The sequence below is a fragment of the Streptomyces sp. NPDC030991 genome (assembly GCF_055571235.1).
The window spans coordinates 71,978-91,576 of sequence record NZ_JBVIFR010000003.1 but is presented as its reverse complement, the minus strand read 5'-3'; the positions used below and the strand labels follow the sequence as shown (position 1 = coordinate 91,576).

Below are 19,599 nucleotides of genomic sequence, written 5' to 3'. Positions count from 1 at the left end.
TCGCACACTTCCGCGCGCCCCTGAGGGGGTCGATGTGAGCGTCGACAACAAGGTGCCGGGCCCCGCGCCGCAGGCACCCCCCGCCCCGGCCGACACCGGGAAACGGGCCGCCCCCCGCCCCCCGAACCCCCTCCTCGGCCCCCTCCGGCAGACCGGCAAGCTGTTCGCGCTCGCGCTGGAAGTGGCGCGGGACGTCTTCCGGCGGCCGTTCCAGTTCCGGGAGTTCGTCGAGCAGTTCTGGTTCATCGCGAGCGTCACCATCCTGCCCGCGGCGCTCGTCTCGATCCCGTTCGGCGCCGTCATCGCGCTGCAAGTCGGCTCGCTGACTCAGCAGTTGGGCGCCCAGTCCTTCACCGGCGGGGCCAGCGTCCTCGCCGTCATCCAGCAGGCGAGCCCCCTCATCGTCGCCCTGCTCATCGCGGGCGCGGGCGGCTCGGCCATCTGCGCCGACCTCGGCTCGCGCAAGATCCGCGAAGAGCTGGACGCGATGACCGTGATGGGCGTCTCGCCGGTCCAGCGGCTCGTCGTGCCGCGCGTGCTGGCCACCATGACGGTGGCGCTCCTGCTGAACGGCATGGTCTCCGTCGTCGGCACCCTCGGCGGCTACTTCTTCAACGTCATCCTGCAACACGGCACCCCCGGCGCCTACCTGCAGAGCTTCTCCGCGCTCGCCCAGCTCCCCGACCTCTACATCAGCGAGCTGAAAGCCGTCATCTTCGGGTTCATCGCCGGGATCGTCGCCGCGTACCGGGGACTCAACCCGCGCGGCGGCCCGAAGGGCGTCGGGGACGCCGTCAACCAGTCCGTCGTCATCACCTTCATCCTGCTCTTCTTCGTGAACATGGTGATGACCGGCATCTACCTCCAGATCGTTCCGCCGAAGGGAGGCTGAACCGTCATGACCTCCCCGCTCGTCTGGCTCGACCGCGGCGGCGACCAACTCCTCTTCTACGTACGCGCGTTGCTTTGGATACCGCGGACCCTGGTCCGGTACACCAAAGAGGTGCAGCGTCTGCTCGCCGAGGTCGCCTTCGGCTCCGGCGGGCTCGGCGTCATCGGCGGCACCATCGGCGTGATGATCGCGATGACCGCCGCGACCGGCACCGTGGTCGGCCTCCAGGGGTACGCCGCCCTGGACCAGATCGGCACCGCCGCCTTCACCGGATTCGTCTCCGCGTACTTCAACACCCGCGAGATCGCCCCGCTGGTCGCCGGGCTCGCGCTCTCCGCGACCGTCGGCGCCGGATTCACCGCCCAGCTCGGCGCCATGCGGATCAACGAGGAGGTCGACGCCCTCGAAGGGATGGGCGTGCGGTCCATGCCCTACCTCGTCACCACCCGCATCATCGCCGGCGTCGTCGCCATCATCCCGCTCTACGCGATCGGGCTGCTCTCCTCGTACCTCGCCTCACGCCTGGTCACCGTCGTCTTCAACGGGCAGTCGCAAGGCACGTACGACCACTACTTCAACCTGTTCCTGTCGCCGACCGACGTGCTGCTCTCCGTGCTGAAAGTGCTCATCTTCAGCGTCATGGTCATCGTCGCCCACTGCTACTACGGGTACCGGGCCAGCGGTGGCCCGGCCGGGGTGGGCATCGCCGTCGGACGGTCCGTGCGCAACGCCATCGTGCTCATCTCCGTCACCGACTTCTTCCTGTCGCTGGCCCTGTGGGGCGCCACCACGACCGTGAAGGTGGCGGGGTGACGAAGACACGCACGGAGACCCTCCGCCGCAGACTCGCCGGGATCGCGTTCCTCGTCGTCCCCGCGCTGCTCATCTGGCTGGCCGTCGCCGTCTACAACAAGGACTTCGTCGCCTCCGACGACATCGTCGTGGAGACCGGCAGCGTCGGCAACGAGATGCACCTCGGCGCCGAGGTGAAGCTGCGCGGCGTCGTCCTCGGCGAGGTCAGGGACATCGACGCCACGCCCACCGGGGCCCGCCTCACCCTCGCCCTCGAACCCGGAGCGCTCGACTCCGTCCCCGACGACGTCCGCGCCCAGATGCTCCCCACCACCCTGTTCGGCGAGCGCTACGTCGCCCTCGTACCGCCGGACGATCCCAGTACGCGGACGCTGGCGGCCGGGGCGACCATCCCGCAGGACCGCTCCGCCAACGCCATCGAGCTGCAACAGGTCCTCGACGACGTCCTGCCCATGCTGACCGCCGTGCAGCCGCAAAAACTGTCGTCGACCCTGTCCGCCGTGTCGCAGGCGCTGGAGGGCAGAGGGGCGACGCTCGGTGACACGCTCACGCAACTCGACGCGCACCTGCGGAAGTTCAACCCGAACCTGCCGACCCTGAACGCGGACCTGAAACAGCTCGTCAAGGTCAGCCACGTCTACGCCGACGCCGCGCCCGGCATCATCGACGCGCTCACCGACTTCACCACCACCAGCGGCACGCTCGCCGAGAAGGAGAGCGACCTCGCCGGGGCCTACGGCAACACCACCCGGGCCGCCGAGGACCTCGACGCCTTCCTGCGGGCCAACCAGGACAACATCATCCGGCTCTCCGCCACCTCACGGCCCACCCTCGAACTGCTCGCCGAGTACTCCTCGTCCTTCCCCTGCACCCTGCGCACCCTCGCCGACTTCGTGCCGCGCATGGACAAGGTGCTCGGCAAGGGGACCGACCGGCCAGGACTGCACGTGGACGTCACCACCGTGCCCTCTCGGGGCAGTTACACCGCCGGACGCGACACACCCTCGTACGGCGCCGGCGGCGGGCCGCACTGCTACCCGGTGCCGTACCTCGGCGCGGGGACCGCCAAGGCACCCGTCTCCGCCACGGCCCCCGCCGGGCAGGACCTCGGGCCCGCCAACTCGCCGCAGGAGAACGACCTGGTGAACGAGCTCATCGCGCCCGCCGCCAAGGCATCGCCCGACGACCTCCCCGACTGGTCGAGCCTGCTCGCCGGACCCCTCTACCGGGGGACGGAGGTGAAGCTCAAGTGAGCAGCGAGGAAGCGGAGTTCAAGCACATCAGACGCAAGTCCCTCGCCGGACCGCTCCTGAAGTCCCTCGTCTTCGTCGTCGTCACCGCGCTGGCCACCACCGTGCTCGGCCTGAGCATCGCCAACACCGGCGTGGGGACCGACGGGACCACGTACAAGGCGCTGTTCACCGATGTCACCGGGCTCGTCGACGGCGACGGCGTACGGATATCCGGCGTCAAGGTCGGCGAGGTCACCGATGTGCGCGTCGTCGACCGGCGCACCGCCCAGGTGACCTTCACCGTCGACCGGGACCGCCATCTGCCGCCCACCACCACGGCCGCCGTGAAGTACCTCAACATGGTCGGCCAGCGGTACGTGTCCCTGGCGCGCGGCACCGGGGACGGGACGGGGGCCCTCGACGCCGATGCCACCATCCCGCTCGACCGCACCACGCCCGCCCTCGACCTGACCCTCCTCTTCAACGGGTTCAAGCCGCTCTTCGAGGGCCTCTCCCCGCGCGACGTCAACGAACTCGCCGGGTCCATCGTGAAGGTCCTCCAGGGCGAGGGCGGCACCGTCGACAGCCTCATCGAGCACGTCGGCTCCCTGTCGTCGACCGTCGCCGCCAAGGACAAGGTGATCGGCGAGGTCGTCGGCAACCTGACGGACGTCCTGACCACCATCAACGACCGCGAGGACCAGTTCGACGACCTCGTCACCACCCTCCAGGAACTCGTCTCCGGCTTCAGCGAGGACCGCGAACCGCTCGGCGACGCCGTCGAGGCGATGGGGGACCTGACGACCGTCACCGCCGGCTTCCTCCAGGACGCGCGCCGGCCCCTGAAGGACGACATCCACCAGCTGGGCCGCCTGTCCACCTCCCTCGGCGACGGCATCCCGCAGATCGAGAACTTCCTCGACAAGACCCCCGCCAAGCTGACCGCCCTGTCCCGCCTCTCCTCGTACGGGTCCTGGTTCAACCTCTACCTCTGCGAGGCGAAGGTCGGCGGCGTGAAGATGTCCGACGGATCGAAGCCGCCGACCGGCGTCACCGTCACCGAAGCGAGGTGCCAGTGATGCGGACCAGAGCCCCGAAACGGCCCCGGCTCAAGCCTGTCAAGGAGCGCAACCCCGTCGCCGTCGCTGTGGCCGGCCTGGTGGTGCTCGCGCTGCTCGGCCTCGCCGCGGTCAACGCGAACAGCCTGCCCGTCGTCGGCGGCGGCACCGCCTACACCGCCGGCTTCACCGAGGCCGCCGGGCTCGGCGACGGCGACGAGGTACGGATCGCCGGCGTGAAGGTCGGCGAGGTCACCGGCGTCGCCCTCGACGGGAACCAGGTCAAGGTCTCCTTCGAGATCGAGGACGATTCCACCTGGATCGGCGACCGGACGACCGCCGCCATCGCCATCAAGACCCTGCTCGGGGAGAAGTACGTCGCCCTCGACCCGGTCGGCGGCGCCCGGCAGGACCCGGACGCCCGCATCCCGCTGTCGCGCACCACCTCCCCGTACGACGTCACCGAGGCGTTCGGGGACCTCAGCGGCACCATCGACGACATCGACACCAAGCAGCTCGCCGCGAGCTTCGAGACGATCTCCGAGACCTTCAAGGACTCACCGCCCGACGTGCGGGCGGCCGTCAAGGGCCTGTCCGCACTGTCGAAGACCGTCTCCTCCCGCGACACGGAACTCGCCCAGCTCCTCGCGGGCAGCAAGAAACTGACCAAGACGCTCCAGACGAAGAAGTCGAGCTTCGAGACGCTCATCGACGACGGCGGCTCACTGCTCGGCGAGCTGAAGAAGCGGCGCACGGCGATCAAGGCACTGCTCAGCGGCAGCGAGGCCCTCGGCCGGGAGCTCGGCGGGCTCGTCGACGACAACGAGAAGCAGCTCGGGCCGACCCTCAAGGCGCTCGGCCGGGTCACGGACGTCCTGGAGAAGAACCAGGGCAAGCTCGACAAGACCCTCGCCCTCGTCGGCCCCTACTACCGGCTGATCGGCAACACGCTCGGCAACGGCCGCTGGTTCGACAGCTACCTGTGCGGCATCGTGCCCCGCGACTACCTGCCCGCGTCCTCGCTGCCCAAGAACTCCTGCATGCCGCCGAAGAACGGGACGTACGACGTGAAGGCCGGTGGTTGACATGGCGACGATGACCACGCGCCGCAAACTGCTCGTGGGCGCGGTCGCGCTCGCCCTGCTGATCGCCGCGGGGGTCGTCGGCGTCCGCGCCACCGCCTCGGACGGCGGCACCCGCATCACCGCCTACTTCGACCGGGCCGTCGGCATCTACGCCGGGTCCGACCTGCGCGTCCTCGGGGTGCGGGTGGGCCGGGTCGCGTCCGTGCGGCCCGACGGCACGCGGGTACGGGTGACGCTCGACGTCGACGACGGCGTCAAGGTGCCGGCCGGCGCCCGGGCCGTCGCCGTCGCCCCCAGCGTCGTCGCCGACCGGTACGTACAGCTCACCCCCGCCTACACGAGGGGGCCCGCGCTGCGCGACGGGGCGACCCTGCCCGCGTCCCGCAACCGCACCCCCGTCGAGATCGACCAGCTCTACGACAGCGTCACCGAGCTGAGCAAGGCGCTCGGCCCCGGCGGCGCCAACGCCGAGGGCGCCCTGTCCGGGCTGCTCGACACCGGGGCGAAGAACCTCAAGGGCAACGGGACGGCGATGGGCGACAGCATCGAGCAGTTCGGCAAGGCGGCGAAGACCCTGAACGGCAGCAGCGACGACCTGTTCACCACCCTCGGCCAGCTCCAGAGCTTCACGACGATGCTGAAGGAGAAGGACGGCGGGGTGCGCACCGCGCAGGAGAACCTCGACGACGTCACCAGCTACTTCGCCGACAACAAGGACGACCTCGCGGGAGCCCTGAAGGAACTCGGCGCCGCCCTCGGACAGGTCAAGACCTTCATCAAGGAGAACCGGGGCGAGCTGAAGAAGAACGTCGACCGGCTGGTGCCCCTCACCCAGACCCTCGTCGACCAACGCGCGTCACTGGCCGAGGCGCTGGACGTCGCACCGCTCGCCGCGGGCAACGTCGTCGGCGCGTACGACCCGAAGACCCGCACCCTGGACGGCCGGGCCAACCTCAACGAGGTGAGCATGGGCGGCCCGCTGCTGCCCCTGCCCGCGGTCGGCGGTGCACAGTGACGACGCGGACCCGGCGGACACGGATCCGCGCCGGTGCGGCAGCCGTGGCCGCGCTCGCCATCAGCTCGGCCTTCCTCCTGACCATCGGCGTCATCAGCGTGCCGACCCCGTCGTTCGGCGGCGTGGAGGACCTGCCGCTGCCCGGCGGCGCCGACCTCGGAGCGCACCCGTACACGATCACCGCCGACATGAAGGACGTACTGAGCCTCGTCCCGCAGTCCGCGGTCAAGGTCAACGACGTCGCCGTGGGCCGCGTCACCGACATCTCCCTGCCCGGGCGCGGCAGTTGGTCCGCCCGCGTGACCATGCGGCTCAACGGCGACGTGCGGCTGCCGGCCACCACCGGCGCCCGGCTCGAACAGTCGAGCCTGCTCGGCGAGAAGTACGTCCAGCTCGTCACGCCGAAGAACGGCACCGGATCGCTCGGCGACGGGGGCCGCATCCCGCTGTCGCGCACCGGCCGCAACTCCGAGGTCGAAGAGGTCTTCGGCGCACTGTCACTGCTGCTCAACGGCGGCGGCGTCAACCAGCTCAAGACCATCACCACCGAACTCAACTCCGCCATCGGCGGCCGCGAGAGCGAGGTCCGCTCCACCCTGCGCCGCGTCGACACCCTCGTCACCGACCTCGACGACCACCGCGGTGACATCACCGCCGCACTCGACGGCGTCAACCGTCTGTCGGCCACGCTCGCGCACCGCAAGGAGGACGTCGGGACCGTGCTCACCGATCTCTCGCCCGGCCTCAAGACCCTGAAGGAGCAACGGGGTTCGCTGATGACGATGTTGCGCTCCCTCGACCGGCTCCAGGACGTCGCCGTCGACACGATCGACACCGGCAAGGCCGACATGGTCGCCGACCTCAAGGCGATCGCCCCCACGCTCAAGGCGCTCGCCGACTCCGGCAAGGACCTTCCCGACTCGCTCCAGGTGCTCCTCACGTACCCCTTCACCGACGAGGTGCTCCGCGGCATCAAGGGCGACTACCTCAACACATACCTCGACCTCACGGCCGCGCCCGGTACGACACTGATCCCGCCGATTGTCGAGACCTCGCCGTCCTCGTCACCCACCCCCTCGGCGACCGTCCAAAAGGGGTCCCCGGCGGACGGGGCCGCGCGGGAAGGGGCCGCGCGGGAAGGGTCTGCGCGCGGTTCGTCGCCGCTGCCTCTGCCGTCGAGCGGAGGCACCCGGTGATCACACTCGCCGTCCGACTCAAGAACCTCGCCTTCCTCGTCATCGCCGTCCTCGTCCTCGGCTTCCTCGGCATCCGCTACGCCGACCTCGGCCGGTACGTGGGTGCCGCCGACTACTACACGGTCAAGGTGCAACTGCCGCGCACCGGAGGCCTGTTCACCCACTCCGACGTCACCTACCGGGGTGTCTCCGTGGGGCGCGTCGGCAAGATCGGGCTCACCCCGGACGGTGTCGAGGCCGCCTTGCGCATCAAGAAGTCCGCACCGCGCATCCCCGACGACGCCAAGGCCGTCGTGGCGAGCCTCTCCGCGGTCGGCGAGCAGTACATCGACCTGCGCCCCGACCGCGCGAGCGGCCCCTACCTCGCCGACGGGGCCCGCATCGACCCGACCGCGACGACCGTGCCGCGGCCGGTCACGGACGTACTCGCGAGCGTCGACGACCTGACGACATCGGTGCCGCTGGACTCCCTGCGCACGGTCGTCGACGAATTCGGCAAGGCCTTCGAAGGGCGCGGCGAGGACCTCCAGCTCCTCATGGACAACGGCTCCGACTTCGTCCAGGCCGCCGACCGGGCCCTGCCCCGGACCACGAGACTCATCGCCGACGGAGAGGTCGTGCTGCGCACCCAGGCCGAGGAGGGCCAGGCCATCAAGGACTTCGCGAGCGGCGCGAAGGACCTCGCGGCGACCCTGAAGAACTCCGACACGGACCTGCGCCGCCTGATCATGGCAGCGCCCGAGGCCGCCACCGAACTCAGCGGCGTGCTCCGGGACATGAACCCGGAGCTCGGCGTCGTCCTCGCCAACCTCCTCACCACCTCCGAAGTCGCCGTCACCCGGCAGCGCGGCACCGAGGAGCTCCTCGTCAAGCTCCCGCAGGCCGTCGCCGCGGGCGCCACGGCCGTCGACGGAAAGAAGGTCAACCTCGGCATGGCCGTCACGTTCTTCAAACCCCTTCCCTGCACGGCCGGATACTCCGGTACGCCCTACCGCCTCGGTACGGACCTCGGCCCGGCGCCCGCCCTCAACACCGGCGCGCGCTGTACGGCACCGGCGTCGAGCGGCATCGGCGTACGCGGCTCGGCCAACGCGCCGGGCGGTGGCGCGGTGCCGGAACCGGCCAGGCCCGGGGCGCTGTCCCTGCCCTCGGTCCCGGAGTCGGGAGCGGCGTCCTCGGCGTCCGGCATGCCGGACCTCCTCGGCGTGAACTCCCCGGCGGGGGACGGCTCATGAACCGCCGGGCCGCCCTGCGTCGGGCCTTCGCGGGGGTGGGGCTCGCCGCGGCGCTCGGGCTGTGCGGGACGGGGGCCTGGTCGTACGCGCAGGCGCGGGGCGACGACGACCTCGGGTACGGCCGGGCGCGGGACGCGGCGCTCGCCGACGGGCGGTCCGCCGTCGCGGCGCTGACCTCGCTGGACGCGTCGACGGCGGCGCGGGCCCGGGCCGGGGTGCGCACGTGGAAGACGGTCACGTCGGGCCCGCTCCGCACCCGGCTCGGGCGCCTGGCCCCGGCCTCCGGGGCATCGTCGCGCGGCGTCGTCACGGACGCGGCGGTGACCGCGCTCGACGACCGGGCCGGCACGGCGAAGCTCATCGCGACGGTCCGGGTGGAGACGACCCCGAAGGGCGCCAAGGCACCGTCCACCGACCGCAAGCGGCTGGAGGCGGCACTGGCCCGGGCCACCGACGGCACGTGGAAGGTGAAGACGCTCAACGCGGTACCGGTGACGGAGGTGTCCGGATGAGGCAGGAGACGGCAGAGGCGCAGGAGGAGGCGGCGTCGCCCGTACTGACGGAGGATGCGGCTCCGGAGCCTGAGGCAGGCACGGGTGAGGACGCGGCTCCTGAGCCTGAGGCGGATGGGGCCGAGGAGGCCGGGCCGGAGACTGGGTCGGGCGAGGTGGCGCGGGCCGGTGCCGGTTCCGAGGGGCGGGCCTGGTGGGAGCGGCGGGGTGTGGTCGGCGGCGTGGCGGGGGCCGTGCTGCTGAGCCTCGCCGGGGGCGTGTTCCTCTATCAGGCCCACGAGTTGCGTACGGCGCCCGCCGCCGGGAACCACGCGCTGACGGACGCCGACGCGACCAACCGGGTCAACGGGGACGTGAGCAGCGCGCTCGCCAAGGTGTTCTCGTACACGCCGGACGGCACCGACGCCACCGAGCGGTCGGCCCGCACGGTGCTGTCGGGGCAGGCCGCGCGGCAGTACAGCCGGCTCTTCGCCCAGGTCAGGAAGAACGTCCGCAGCCAGCACGTCACCCTGACCACCCAGACCGTGCGCGTGGGCACCGTCAGCCTGCGCGGCGACACCGCGCACCTGCTCGTCTTCCTCGACCAGACCGCGCGGCGCGACGGCGCGAAGAAGCCCACGACCTCCGCCGCCCAGCTGTCCGTCACCGCCCGGCTCCACGACGACATCTGGCAGATCGTCGACATCAAGGCCCGATGAACCGAGAGACCCGATGAACCCGATCGACCCGATGAACCCGAAGAAAGGGGCGCGCATGTCCCGGCTCACCCAGCCGCTGCTCATCGCCGCGCTGGCTCTCACCCTCCTCGCGGGTGGCGTCGCCGCGTGGGCCGGCTGGTCCTGGTACGAGGCCGCGCACGATTCCACCGCCGGGTACGCCGCCACCCGCGACGACGCCCTGGAAGCGGGGGAGCAGGCCGTGCAGAACCTCAACACCCTCGACCACCGCGAGCTGGAGCCCGGGCTCGATCTCTGGGAGTCCTCCACCACCGGCGACCTGCACAGCCAACTCGTCAAGGGCCGCGCGGCCTTCACCAAACAGGTGCAGGGCGCGAAGACCGTCAGCACGGCCAAGGTGCTGTCCGGCGCGGTGACCGAGCTCGACGAGCGCGCGGGCCGCGCCCGCGTCATGGTCGCCCTGCGCGTCACCGTACGGGCCTCAGGAGAGAAGGCCACCGACAAGAACAGCCGCATGCTCGGTGAACTCACCCGCACCGACGGCCGCTGGAAGCTCAGCGCTCTCGGCCAGGCGCCGGTCGGCTCCACCGCGACCACCGACTGACCGGAAAGGACCGAGGGATGTCGACGACGACCCGCCATCACATCAACCGCCAGCGCCGCCTGGCACAGGCACAGAAACCCGCACCGGCCCCGGTCGCCGTGCCCGCCGCCCCCGAGGAAGCCGCCCCCCGCCGCCGCCGACCGCAGGCCGGGCCGGAACTCCCCGACAGCCCCGACACCACCGTCACCCCTGACACCGCCAAAACCCGCGGCGCCCGCGACACCCGCGACCTGGACGACCGCCCGGAGCGGGCGCGCCGTCCCGCGCGGCCCCTGCTCGCCGCCCTCTGCCTCCTCACCCTCCTCCTGGGCGCCTTCGCCGGGTGGGCGTACGCCGAGACGCGCGGCCTGAGGGACGGCGCGGCGACGGGCAACACCGCCCTCACCGACGCCGCCCGCACCAGCGAGGTCAAGGGGCAGGCGGGCAGAGCCGTGAACGCGCTCTTCTCCTACGACCACGCCGACCCGCAGGCGCAGCAGAAGGCCGCCGCCACCTACCTGACCGGCAAGGCCGTCGCCCAGCACCGCACCCTGCTCGCCCCGGTCCTCGCCCAGGCCCAGAAGGAGAAGACCGTGGTGACCACGACGGTCACCGACAGCGCCGTGGAGCGCATCGACGGCGACCGCGCCCGCGTACTCGTCTTCGCCGACCAGAGCAGCACCAGCACCGCGGCCAAGGCGAAGGACGCCGCGAACTACGCGGGCGCGATGCTCGCCGTCGACCTGGTGCGACGCGACAGCCGCTGGCTGGTCTCCGCCATCGACACCTTCGGCGGCAGCTGAGCCGCACCGGAGCCCGGCCCGGCCGGGCCGGAGACCGAAGCAAGGCAGACAGGAAACTGACAGACCCGGACGGAAAGGGCCCCATGCGAACCCCGCGTACCCGACTGCGCCGCCGCCTGCGCGGCACCGCCGTGGCCGTCGCCGCGACCGCGCTGCTGACCGCCTCCCAAGCGCCGGACGTCGTACGGGAGTTGGCCGCCCGGTCGACCCCCGACAGTGAACCGGCCGCGTCGGCCACCGAGTCGCTGCCCGGCGTCGGCTCCCAGGGCGACGACTCGTACCACACCGAACTGCCGCCCCTGGAGACCCCGCAGGCCCCGAACATCACGTACCCGGTGCAGCGGACCCGTGCCGAGTCCGGCCTCCCCGCGTCGGTCCTCGCCGCCTACCGCCGCGCCGAGTCCACCGTCGCCCGCACCGATCCCGGCTGCCGCCTGCCGTGGCAGTTGCTCGCCGCGATCGGCAAGGTCGAGTCGGGGCAGGCCAGGGGCGGCGACGTCGACGCGCACGGCACCACCCGGCACCGCATCACCGGGCCCGCCCTGAACGGCGACGGCTTCGCCCTGATCCGGGACACCGAGAACGGCGCCTGGGACGGCGACCCCGAGTACGACCGGGCCGTCGGGCCGATGCAGTTCCTGCCGGGGACCTGGCGCCGCTGGGGCGCCGACGGCAACGGCGACGGCCGCTCCGACCCGAACAACATCTTCGACGCCGCCCTCGGCGCCGGCCGCTACCTGTGCGCGGGCGACCGCGACGTGAGCACCGCGAGCGGCCTGGAGCGCGCCGTCCTCAGTTACAACTACTCCCAGGACTACCTCCGGCTCGTCCTGCACTGGCTGGATTTCTACCGGGAGGGTGTGCACACCGTGCCGGACGGCCACGGCGTGGTCCCGGCCACCCCGGGCGCCGGCTCCAGGACTCCGGCCACGGCGCCGGTGGGCCACGAGGGCGGCGGGAAGGGCGGCGGCATCGTCATCGGGCCCGCCCCCACCCACGCCCCCGACCCGACGAGGAGTCCCCGGCCGAGTACGTCCCCGAAGCCGACCGGCGGGCCGCGCCCGACCCCGGGCCCCTCCGGCTCCGCCACCCCGACCACCGGCCCGCCGACGACGACGCCGCCCACCGACCCGCCCACGACGGACGAGCCCCCTACCGGCGAACCGACCGGACCGGGCACCCCGTCCGGCTGCCCCTCCGACAGCGCCTCCCCGACGGATTCGCCCTCCCCGTCCGACACCCCGGCCCCGTCCCCGTCACAGACACCCTCACCGTGCGGGACACCCGGGTCCTGAGGCGCCCGGCGACGCGGACGGCTCCCAGCCGGAGCCGATCCGGTAGATGCCGGCCGCCGGCGCCGTCAGCTCCGTGAACTCGCCCTGCTCGCGTACCTTGAGGCAGCCGCCCTCGGACCTGAGCCAGGGCGAGTACGCGACCCGCAGCGTCGCCGATCCCGCGCGCCGGAAGCGGACCGTGACCCGCGCGCCGTCCGAGCTGAGGACCGAGGCGGGCGCGGAGACCAGCGGCACCGCGTCCCGCACCCGGAACACCTGCCAGTGCGGATCGCGCCACACCCGCTCCAGATAGGCGGGCCCGGACCGCACGAACGCGGCCTCCTGCTCGGCGAACCCGTCCGGCTTGCCCTCGGGCAGCACGACGAAGCCGACCGCCCACCGGTCCAGCCAGGCCCGGTACGTCCCCGCCGAGAATGTGCCGTCGTAGAACAGCCGCCCGCGCTCGATGTCGAGCTGCCGGTTCCAGCCGCGCGCCATGTTCACGTACGGGGCGAGCCGGGCCGCCTCCCGGTGGTTGCGTGCCGGGATCACCTCGACCCGGGTACGGTCCGCGTCCAGCCGCTCCAACTCCCGTACGACGCCGTGCGTCTCGGCCGCCCACGACGGCACGTGCGTCGACACCACGAGGTCGTCGGCGGTCTTCTGCACCACCCACGCCGACGACAGGACGAGCGCGGCCACCAGGACCGCCACCTTCGCCCGGGTCAGGCCCGGCGTGCGGGCGGCCGCCAACAGAACGGCGGGGGCGGCGAGTTCGGCCAGCCGCTCCACGTTGGTCCCGACGGGGGAGGGGATCAGATACGTGAGGACGGTGCCGGCCGCGTAGACCCCGGCCGCCCAGCGCGCCACCCACCAGCGCCGCGGGCCCGCCACCACCAGCGTCAGCGCGAACAGGACCGGTGGCCAGACCCGGTCCAGCGGCATCAACTGCTCGCCCTTGAACGGGAAGAGCAGCGTCGTCGTGCCCACCACCACGGCGGGCGGCACCAGGAGCGCCGCCGCCCGCCACCGGTCGCGGGCGCCCAGGTACCCGGCCCCGACCACGGCGAGGAAGAGCCCGGCCACCGGGGACGCCATCGTGGCGAGCGCCCCGCACACCGCCGCGACCACCAGCGCCACGACCGGCCTGCGCCGCCGCCCGCGCAGCGCCACGCCCGCGCCGAGCCCGAACGCGACCCCGAGCGCGAACGTCGTACGCCCCGACGCCACGTTGCACCACAGCGCGAGCGAGAGCAGCACGGCCGGGGCCAGCGGGCGGCCGATCCCGGTCCGCGCGACGAGGAGGGCGCCGAGCCAGGCCGCCACCACCCCGGACGCCACCGTCACCGGGCGCACCCCGAGCTCCGCCATCAGATACGGCGAGATCAGCGAGTAATTGGCGGTGTGCATGCCGCCGTACCAGAACAGGTTGTAGGCCGACGCGCCGTGGTCGGCGGCGAACCTGGCCCACGCCTGCTGGGCGGCGAGATCGCCGCCCCCGGTCGCCAGGAACAGCGCCCACACGACGTAGAGGGGCAGTGTGGGCGCGGTGGCGAGCAGGGCCACGCGGTGGTGCCCGGCCCGGGTGGGGCGTCGGCGTACTGGGGTGCGCCCCAGGGGCAGGTCGACCGTGGCCACGGGTACCGGTCCGTTCCGTTGCGAGTCGCGGGCGTGTGCATGTTCCACGGACAAAGACGTGCGTCGCAACGGAAATGTTTACTCGCGGGCGGTAACCGGTGTGGATCCGGCCGAAGTCCACCGGTTTGGTGACCGTCAGCCGTCAGCCGTCCGTGGTGGACACCTGGAGTTCCTTCACGCCGTTGAGCCACGCCGCGCGCAGCCGGCGCGGGTCTCCGGCCAGCCGCAGGCCGGGCATGGCGTCGGCGATCGCGTTGAAGATCAGGTCGATCTCCAGGACGGCGAGGGACTTGCCGAGGCAGAAGTGGGGTCCGCCGCCGCCGAAGCCGAGGTGCGGGTTGGGGTCACGGGTGATGTCGAAGGCGTCGGGGTTCTCGAACGCCTCGGGGTCGTGGTTGGCGGAGGAGTAGAAGATGCCGACGCGGTCGCCCGCCCTGATCGTCCGGCCGCCGAGCTCGGTGTCCTGGGTCGCCGTGCGCTGGAAGGAGACGACGGGTGTCGCCCAGCGCACGATCTCCTCGGCCGTGGTGCCGGGACGGTCGCGCTTGTACAGCTCCCACTGGTCGGGGTGGGTGAGGAAGGCGTGCATGCCGTGCGTGATCGCGTTGCGGGTCGTCTCGTTCCCGGCGACCGCCAGCAGGATCACGAAGAAGCCGAACTCGTCCGAGGAGAGGTTGCCCTCGTCCTCGGCCGCCACCAGTTGGCTGACGATGTCCTTGGCCGGGCACTGTTTGCGCTCGGCGGCGAGGTTCATCGCGTACCCGACGATCTCCATGGCCGCCTCGGCGCCGATCTCCTCGGTGATGGCGTACTCCGGATCGTCGTACGCCACCATCTTGTTGGACCAGTCGAAGATCCTGGACCGGTCCTCCTGAGCGATGCCGATCAGCTCGGCGATGGCCTGAAGAGGCAGTTCGACGGCGACCTGGCTCACGAAGTCGAACGTCCCGTCGGGGCCCGCCTGCCGCAGGGCGCCCGCGACGATGTCCCGGGCGCGGGAGCGCAGGGCGTCCTCCAGGGACCGGATGGCGCGCGGCGTGAAGCCGCGCTGCACGATCTGGCGTACGCGCGTGTGCTCGGGCGGATCCATGTTCAGCATGATCATCTTCTGGACCTCGATCTGGTCGCGCTGGATCGAGGAGTTGAAGCGGATCACGGCGGTGTTGAGGTTGGAGGAGTAGAGCTCCGGGTGGGTGGAGACGTACTTGACGTCGGCGTGCCGGGTCACCGCCCAGTACCCCGCGTCGTCGAAGCCGGAGACGCCGGGTTCCTGGGCGATCCAGCGGACCGGTTCGGCCTGCCGCAGCCGGGCGAACTCCGGGTGGGGCACACGGCTTTGCAGCAGATCGGGGTCGGTGAAGTCGAACCCGTCGGGCAGTGCGGGGCACGGCATGGGTTACTCCCGGGTGTTCTGACAGTCCGTCAGTTCTGGCTCGAAAGGTAGTAACGCGTTCTAGAAGTGGCAAGGGCCGCGGGGGTGTTGGTTCCGTGCGCGGTGCTTGCACGCCCCTTGCGTACCCGGGGTAATCACATCGAGACTGCACGGAGAACTGGTACGCGTTCTAGTTTCCCGTGCGGCGCGTGAGCCGGTTCTGGTCCTGCTGGTCCGGGAAGCGTGAAAGGACGACCGCCATGGCAGCCGAGCCCGTCATCGTCGAAGCCGTACGTACGCCGATCGGCAAGCGCGGGGGCGCGCTGGCCAACCTCCATCCCGCGTATCTGCTGGGGGAGACGTACCGCGAACTCCTCGGCCGCACCGGCATCCACGCGGACTGCGTCGAACAGATCGTCGGCGGCACGGTCACCCACGCGGGCGAGCAGTCCATGAACCCGGCGCGCACGGCCTGGCTCACGATGGGCCTGCCCTACGAGACCGCCGCCACGACCGTCGACTGTCAGTGCGGCTCCTCGCAGCAGGCCTCGCACATGACCGCCAACATGATCGCGGCCGGCGTCATCGACGTGGGGATCTCCTGCGGCGTCGAGGCCATGTCCCGGGTACCGCTCGGCTCCGGGTCCAAGCACGGCCCCGGAAAACCGTTCCCCGACGAGTGGAACGTGGACCTCCCCAACCAGTTCGAGGCCGCCGAACGCATCGCCCGCCGACGGGAGTTGACCCGGGAGCACGTCGACTCGCTCGGCCTGGTGTCCCAGGAGCGGGCCGCCGACGCCTGGGCCGAGGAGCGCTTCAAGCGCGAGACGTTCGCCGTGCAGGTCCCCACGACGGAGGAGGAGCAGGCCGCCGGGCAGGGCATGTGGCGGCTCGTCGACCGGGACGAGGGGCCCCGCGACACCACCATGGAGGCGCTGGCGGGCCTGAAACCCGTCATGCCGACCGCCGTGCACACGGCCGGCAACTCGTCGCAGATATCCGACGGCGCCGCCGCCCTCATGTGGGCGTCCAAGCGGATGGCGCGGGCGCTGAAGCTCAAGCCGCGGGCGCGGATCGTCGCGCAGGCCCTGGTGGGGTCCGACCCGCACTACCACCTGGACGGGCCGGTGGACGCGACGCGGGCCGTGCTCGGCAAGGCCGGCATGTCGCTCAAGGACATCGACCTCGTCGAGATCAACGAAGCCTTCGCCTCCGTCGTGCTGAGCTGGACGCAGGTCTTCGAGCAGGACCTGGAGAAGGTCAACGTGAACGGCGGCGCCATCGCCCTCGGCCACCCCGTGGGCGCCACGGGCGCGCGGCTCATCACCACCGCCCTGCACGAACTGGAGCGCAGGGACAAGGAGTTCGCCCTCATCACCATGTGCGCGGGCGGTGCCCTCGCCACCGGGACCATCATCCAGCGGCTCTGAAGCGTCGGGGTTCGGGAGCGGTCCGGGGGCGGTTCGAGAGCGGTTCGGGGGTGGTCCGGGGGCGGCTCGGGGTTCCGGGGTGGAGTTATGTCCACCCCGGGTCCGGGGGCCGTCCGGATACCGGCGGGGCGGGCGCGGGCCATAGCGTCCTCGTATGACCCGACACCCGCACAACTCCGGTCCGAGCAGGGGCTTTTCGGCGCGGCGCCGAGCAGCCGCCGCGGTCGTCGCGACGCTTCTCGCCGGTGGTCTCGCCGCCCCCGCCGCCGTCGCTCTCGACCAGGGCCCTCCCTCCTCCGCCACCGGGGCCGCGGCCCGGGACCAGCGCGGCACGCTCGTCTCCGTCACCCGCGTCGCCTCCTTCGACCGGGCCGGCGTCACCCGCTGGCTCACCGGCCGCGACATGGACGCGAGCGGCACCCGGCACGGCGTGACGGCGTACCGGCTGACCTACCGGACCCTCGACGCGTACGGCCACCCCGCCCTCGCCACCGGCCTGCTCACCCTGCCGGCCGGCGGCGCACACCGCCTCGACCTCGTCTCCGACACCCACGGCACCATGGTCGACCGGGAATACGCGCCCTCCGTCGGCGACGACTTCGGCCGGATCCCGTCCTACCTGCACGCCTCCGCCGGCAAAGCGGTCGCCGCCCCCGACTACCTCGGCCTCGGCCAGGGGCCGGGAACCCACCCGTACATGGACACCGCCTCGTCCGTGACCGCCTCGCTCGACATGCTCCGCGCCGCCCGGCACGCCACCGACCGGCTCGGCCGCCCGCTCACCGGTGACGTGTACGCCACCGGGTTCTCCCAGGGCGGGCAGGTCGCCATGGCGCTCGGCCACGCCCTGGAGTCCGGCGCCGACCGGCACTTCCGGCTGCGCGCCCTCGCGCCGGTCAGCGGCCCCTACGACCTGTCCGGCGTCGAGATCCCCGCCCTCTTCGACGGCCGCGTCAACGACACCAGCGCCCTCTTCTACGTCTCCTACTTCCTCGTCGCCCAGAACCGGCTCCACCCGCTCTACAAGGACCCGCGCGACGTCTTCCGTGCCCCCTACGCGGACCGGGTCGAGGCCCTCTTCGACGGGGATCACACCGAGGAGGACGTGGTCCAGGGGCTCCCCGCGACCCTGCGGGAGCTGCTCACGCCCGTGTTCTATGCGCAGATGGAGCACCCGGCCGGAGTGCTGAAGGAGGTGCTGGAGGCGAACGACGGGGCCTGCGCCTGGAAGCCGGACGTGCCGGTGCGGCTGTACGCGGCCGCGGGCGACACGGACGTGCCCATCGGGAACGCGCGGAGCTGTGCGGCCCGGCTGGAGTCGGCGGGGGCGCGCGGGTCCGTGCCGGTCCTCGACCAGGGGGCCGTGGATCACTTCGGCGGCTTCCAGAAGGCGGCGCCGAAGATCGTGCGGTGGTTCGCCGGCAGGTGATGCGAAACGCGGGGCGGCATCTTCCGGTGCCGGCCCGCTTTTCGCTGTCGGCTCAGTATCAGTCCTTGGCCTGCCCGTGCGACCAGGCTCCGCATGCGCTCCCGTACCGGTACCGGTCGTTCATGTACGAGACGCCCGGGTCGGTCTGCGGCTCGGCTCGTCGAAGGCGACCTCGGCCTCGAAAGCGGCCCGTCGTGTGGCCCGGCGCAGCGCCTTCAGCACGGCGCCCCCCACCGCCAGCGTCAGGACGAGGGTGAGCGCGGCCCTGCCCAGGTCCCAGCCGAGCGACGTCGCCACGCAGTACGCGACGAAGCGGGCCAGATTGTCGTGGAGCGAGGCGGCGGGCTGGTACGCGACGGAGGAGGCGAGGGCGTTCATGAAGGGCCAGCCCGCCAAGTTCATGATCGTCCCGTACGCGAAGGCGGCGAGGAAGCCGTAGGCGGCGAGCATCGCCCGCTCGGGGAGGCCGCGCAGGGTGTGCGGGCCCGGGAGCAGGCCCGCGCCCATCGTGAACCAGCCCATGGACAGCATCTGGAACGGCATCCAGGGGCCCACCCCGCCGGTGAGCAGCGCCGAGGCGAACATGCTGAGCGAGCCCAGGACGAAGCCGAACCCCGGGCCGAGGACCCGGCCGCTGAGCACCATGAGGAAGAACATCGGCTCGATGCCCGCCGTGCCCGCGCCGATGGGGCGCAGGGCCGCTCCGGCGGCCGCCAGCACGCCCAGCATCGCCACCGCCTTGGGGCCCATGCCGGACTCGGAGACCGTGGCGGCGACCACGGCTACGAGGAGGACGAGCAGGCCCGCGAAGAGCCAGGGCGCGTCCTGGGCGTGGGCGTTCACCTGCGAGCCGGGGCCGGTGATCAGCGGCCACCCGATGGCGACGACCCCGACGGCGCTCACCAGGAGCAGAGCGATGACGGAGCGCGGGCCGAGACGGACGGGGTTCGCCTGGCGGTCAGGCGGGGCGGGGGTCTCGCGCCGTCCGTCCCGTCGGGTGGCGGGGCCGTGCCGGGGTGCCTCCTCGGCCGGATCGGTTGCCGTGCCTGCTGTCCGCCATAGGCGGGTCGGCCTGTGCTGGGTTCCTGCGGTGTCCTGCGGGTGCACCCCGGCACGTCCCCTCACGTCGTCTCGCGGGTGCACCCCGTCCGGTACGTGGGTCCCGTGCCGGGGTGCCTCCTCGGCCGGATCGGGTGCCGCGCCTGTTGTCCGCCGTAGGCGGGTCGGCCTGTGCTGGGTTCCTGCGGTGTCCTGCGGGGGCACCCCGGCACGTCCCCTCACGTCGTCTCGCGGGTGCACCCCGTCCGGTACGTGGGTCCCGTGCCGGGGTGCCTCCTCGGCCGGATCGGGTGCCG

Annotated in this window: 18 protein-coding genes; 15 read left to right on the top strand and 3 right to left on the bottom strand. The window is 72.1% G+C overall.

What is annotated here, in order from left to right; genetic code table 11:
- Positions 1-160 precede the first annotated feature (160 nt).
- The 13 genes from ACZ45E_RS06575 to ACZ45E_RS06515 all read left to right on the top strand — a co-directional run bounded on the left by ACZ45E_RS06575 (position 161) and on the right by ACZ45E_RS06515 (position 12,396).
- Positions 161-892, top strand: a complete 732-nt coding sequence (locus tag ACZ45E_RS06575; RefSeq protein ID WP_468218249.1) for an MlaE family ABC transporter permease — start codon at positions 161-163, stop codon at positions 890-892.
- A gap of 6 nt (positions 893-898) precedes the next feature.
- Positions 899-1,705, top strand: a complete 807-nt coding sequence (locus ACZ45E_RS06570; RefSeq protein ID WP_468217328.1) for an MlaE family ABC transporter permease — start codon at positions 899-901, stop codon at positions 1,703-1,705.
- A complete protein-coding gene (locus tag ACZ45E_RS06565) occupies positions 1,702-2,958 on the top strand; it encodes an MCE family protein (RefSeq protein ID WP_468217325.1) in 1,257 nt (418 codons plus the stop codon). Before ACZ45E_RS06570 ends, ACZ45E_RS06565 begins: the two co-directional genes overlap by 4 nt.
- Entirely contained in the window at positions 2,955-4,016 is a 1,062-nt protein-coding gene (locus ACZ45E_RS06560) for an MCE family protein (RefSeq protein ID WP_468217323.1), read from the top strand. Before ACZ45E_RS06565 ends, ACZ45E_RS06560 begins: the two co-directional genes overlap by 4 nt.
- The gene (locus tag ACZ45E_RS06555; protein ID WP_468217320.1) at positions 4,016-5,080 is read left to right on the top strand and encodes an MCE family protein; all 1,065 of its coding nucleotides are present in this window, start codon (positions 4,016-4,018) and stop codon (positions 5,078-5,080) included. The genes ACZ45E_RS06560 and ACZ45E_RS06555 overlap by 1 nt, the downstream gene beginning before the upstream one ends.
- 10 nt (positions 5,081-5,090) lie before the next feature.
- A complete protein-coding gene (locus ACZ45E_RS06550) occupies positions 5,091-6,095 on the top strand; it encodes an MCE family protein (protein ID WP_468218247.1) in 1,005 nt (334 codons plus the stop codon).
- Complete coding sequence (locus tag ACZ45E_RS06545; protein ID WP_468217318.1) at positions 6,092-7,291, top strand: MCE family protein; 1,200 nt, start codon at positions 6,092-6,094, stop codon at positions 7,289-7,291. Before ACZ45E_RS06550 ends, ACZ45E_RS06545 begins: the two co-directional genes overlap by 4 nt.
- Positions 7,288-8,526, top strand: coding sequence for an MCE family protein (locus ACZ45E_RS06540; RefSeq protein WP_468217316.1), 1,239 nt, complete (start codon positions 7,288-7,290; stop codon positions 8,524-8,526). The genes ACZ45E_RS06545 and ACZ45E_RS06540 overlap by 4 nt, the downstream gene beginning before the upstream one ends.
- A gap of 14 nt (positions 8,527-8,540) precedes the next feature.
- On the top strand, positions 8,541-9,038 hold the full coding sequence (locus ACZ45E_RS06535; protein WP_468218245.1) for a hypothetical protein: 498 nt from the start codon (positions 8,541-8,543) through the stop codon (positions 9,036-9,038).
- Positions 9,035-9,736, top strand: coding sequence for a hypothetical protein (locus ACZ45E_RS06530; RefSeq protein ID WP_468217314.1), 702 nt, complete (start codon positions 9,035-9,037; stop codon positions 9,734-9,736). Before ACZ45E_RS06535 ends, ACZ45E_RS06530 begins: the two co-directional genes overlap by 4 nt.
- A 55-nt stretch (positions 9,737-9,791) precedes the next feature.
- Positions 9,792-10,319 (top strand): nuclear transport factor 2 family protein, encoded by a 528-nt coding sequence (locus ACZ45E_RS06525; RefSeq protein ID WP_468218242.1) that lies wholly within the window; start codon positions 9,792-9,794, stop codon positions 10,317-10,319.
- Between the two features lie 17 nt (positions 10,320-10,336).
- A complete protein-coding gene (locus tag ACZ45E_RS06520) occupies positions 10,337-11,101 on the top strand; it encodes a hypothetical protein (RefSeq protein ID WP_468217313.1) in 765 nt (254 codons plus the stop codon).
- 83 nt (positions 11,102-11,184) lie between these two features.
- Positions 11,185-12,396: a lytic transglycosylase domain-containing protein gene (locus ACZ45E_RS06515; protein ID WP_468217310.1), complete on the top strand. Its 1,212-nt coding sequence runs from the start codon at positions 11,185-11,187 to the stop codon at positions 12,394-12,396.
- Here ACZ45E_RS06515 and ACZ45E_RS06510 read toward each other — a convergent pair.
- On the bottom strand, positions 12,370-14,013 hold the full coding sequence (locus ACZ45E_RS06510; protein ID WP_468217308.1) for a hypothetical protein: 1,644 nt from the start codon (positions 14,011-14,013) through the stop codon (positions 12,370-12,372). The two genes, ACZ45E_RS06515 and ACZ45E_RS06510, sit on opposite strands and share 27 nt — an antisense overlap.
- A 142-nt stretch (positions 14,014-14,155) precedes the next feature.
- Positions 14,156-15,406 carry a cytochrome P450 gene (locus tag ACZ45E_RS06505; protein ID WP_468217305.1) on the bottom strand — a complete coding sequence of 417 codons (1,251 nt, stop codon included), beginning with the start codon at positions 15,404-15,406 and terminating at the stop codon, positions 14,156-14,158.
- A gap of 239 nt (positions 15,407-15,645) precedes the next feature.
- Between ACZ45E_RS06505 and ACZ45E_RS06500 the strand changes: the two genes are divergently transcribed.
- Entirely contained in the window at positions 15,646-16,815 is a 1,170-nt protein-coding gene (locus ACZ45E_RS06500; protein ID WP_468217303.1) for a steroid 3-ketoacyl-CoA thiolase, read from the top strand.
- A 154-nt stretch (positions 16,816-16,969) separates the two neighbouring features.
- The gene (locus ACZ45E_RS06495) at positions 16,970-18,244 is read left to right on the top strand and encodes an alpha/beta hydrolase (protein ID WP_468217302.1); all 1,275 of its coding nucleotides are present in this window, start codon (positions 16,970-16,972) and stop codon (positions 18,242-18,244) included.
- A gap of 120 nt (positions 18,245-18,364) precedes the next feature.
- Here the strand turns inward: ACZ45E_RS06495 and ACZ45E_RS06490 are convergent, their stop codons facing one another.
- Positions 18,365-19,156, bottom strand: coding sequence for an ECF transporter S component (locus tag ACZ45E_RS06490; RefSeq protein WP_468218240.1), 792 nt, complete (start codon positions 19,154-19,156; stop codon positions 18,365-18,367).
- Between the last annotated feature and the right edge of the window lie 443 nt (positions 19,157-19,599).